The 1,778-nt window shown below is 71.3% G+C and carries 2 protein-coding genes; both read left to right on the top strand.

All coding sequences use genetic code 11. The annotated features are described in order from the left end of the window. Positions 1–94 precede the first annotated feature (94 nt). Entirely contained in the window at positions 95–1,120 is a 1,026-nt protein-coding gene (gene purM, locus JNL41_RS09685; protein WP_293474398.1) for a phosphoribosylformylglycinamidine cyclo-ligase, read from the top strand. Beyond that, complete coding sequence (locus JNL41_RS09680) at positions 1,120–1,572, top strand: MaoC family dehydratase (protein WP_293474396.1); 453 nt, start codon at positions 1,120–1,122, stop codon at positions 1,570–1,572. The genes purM and JNL41_RS09680 overlap by 1 nt, the downstream gene beginning before the upstream one ends. Positions 1,573–1,778: the final 206 nt, after the last annotated feature.

Raw genomic sequence — 1,778 nt, 5'->3', positions numbered from 1 at the left:
GCGTCATAAATCAGCTATAGCCCCGCGCGCGGCCGACTCCATCACTGGCCGCGAAATCGCGCGTCTCTCTCGCACTTCCAAACCGGGTTCGTAAATGTCCGAACGGCCAAACGGTCTCACCTATGCGCAGGCGGGCGTCTCCATCGACGCCGGCAACGAGCTGGTGGAGCGCATCAAGCCGCTCGCGAAGTCCACCCGGCGGTCGGGCTCCGAGCCCTCGCTGGGCGGCTTCGGCGCGCTCTTCGACCTCAGGGCCGCGGGCTACGACGACCCGCTGCTGGTGACCACGACCGACGGGGTCGGCACCAAGCTGAAGGTGGCCATCGAGACCGGCCGGCATGGCACGGTGGGCATCGACCTGGTGGGCATGTGCGTCAACGACCTGCTGGCCCAGGGCGCCGAGCCGCTGATGTTCCTGGACTACTACGCCACCGGGAAGCTGGACGTGGCGGCGGCCGCGGCGGTCGTGGCGGGGATCGCCGAGGGCTGCCGGCAGGCCAATTGCGCCCTCGTCGGCGGCGAGACGGCCGAGATGCCCGGCATGTACGCCGAGGGCGACTACGACATGGCCGGCTTCTGCGTGGGCGCCGTCGACCGCGACAAGGTGCTCCCCCGGCTGGGAGACCAGAAGGTCGGCGACGTCCTGATCGGCCTGGGCTCGTCCGGACCGCACTCCAACGGCTACTCCCTGATCCGCCGCATCGTGGAGCGCTCGGGCGTGGCGTGGGATGCGCCCGCGCCCTTCGATCCGGACCGCAGTCTCGCCGACGCGCTGCTGGAGCCGACCCGGATCTACATCCGCAGCGTCCTGCCTCACCTGAAGGCCGGCCGCGTCAAGGGCCTGGCCCACATCACCGGCGGCGGCCTGGTCGAGAACCCGCCCCGCGCCATCGCCGAGGGCCTCGTCGCCCGCTTCGACGACGACGCCTGGGCGCTGCCTCCGGTCTTCGCGTGGCTGCAGGCGGCCGGCGGCGTGGCCGAGGCCGAGATGCGCCGCACCTTCAACTGCGGCGTGGGCCTGATGCTGATCGTCGACCCGCACGACCTGCCCGACGTGCTGGAGGGGCTGGTGCGCGACGGCGAGGACGCGTTCGTGATCGGCGAACTGGCGGCGGGCTGATGGTCGAGGCGCACCCGTCCGGGGGCTACATCCTGGAAGAACTCGCCGTCGGCATGACCGCCGAGAAGCGGGTCACGGTCACCGAGGAACGGATCGCCCGGTTCGCCGAGGCGTCGGACGACTTCAACCCGGTGCATATGGACGAGGCCTTCGCGTCGCGGACGGCCTATCGGGGCCGGATCGCGCACGGGCTGCTGTCGGCGTCGTTCGGCTCGGCGGTCGTGGGCACGATCCTGCCGGGCGCGGGCGCGATCTATCTCGGCCAGACGCTGAACTTCCACAAGCCGGTGCGGATCGGCGACGTGGCCGTGGCGCGGGTGACCGTCGCCAGCATCGACGAGGCCGCCGCCCGTGTCGTGCTGAGCTGCGAGATCCAGGTCGGCGACGATATCGTGATGGACGGCGAAGCGACCGTTCGGGTGCCACGCCGCCGGCGTCCGCCGAAGGGCTGAGGTCGGCGTCGTCCCTCCCTCGATGGGCCGGGACCGGCCGCGTTCCTGCCCATTGAGGGAGGCAAGGCTCACGCCGAGCTGAGCCAGTCGTCGTCGACTTCGGCGTCGAGGGCGGCCTGCGGCGGATCCGGCAGGTCGCGCCAGCGGGCGCTCTCGTCGGGCTTGAAGCCCAGGTCCAGCGCCATGCGCGCCACGTGATCGTCCAG

This window comes from Phenylobacterium sp. (assembly GCF_016793285.1).
Lineage (GTDB): Bacteria > Pseudomonadota > Alphaproteobacteria > Caulobacterales > Caulobacteraceae > Phenylobacterium.
The sequence above is the reverse complement of the archived record's forward strand: the minus strand, read 5'-3'. Positions and strand labels throughout refer to the sequence as shown.

Coding starts and splice junctions, on each gene's coding strand:
- purM (WP_293474398.1), top strand. CDS start 95: ATGTCCGAACGGCCAAACGGTCTCACCTATGCGCAGGCGGGCGTCTCC.
- JNL41_RS09680 (WP_293474396.1), top strand. CDS start 1,120: ATGGTCGAGGCGCACCCGTCCGGGGGCTACATCCTGGAAGAACTCGCC.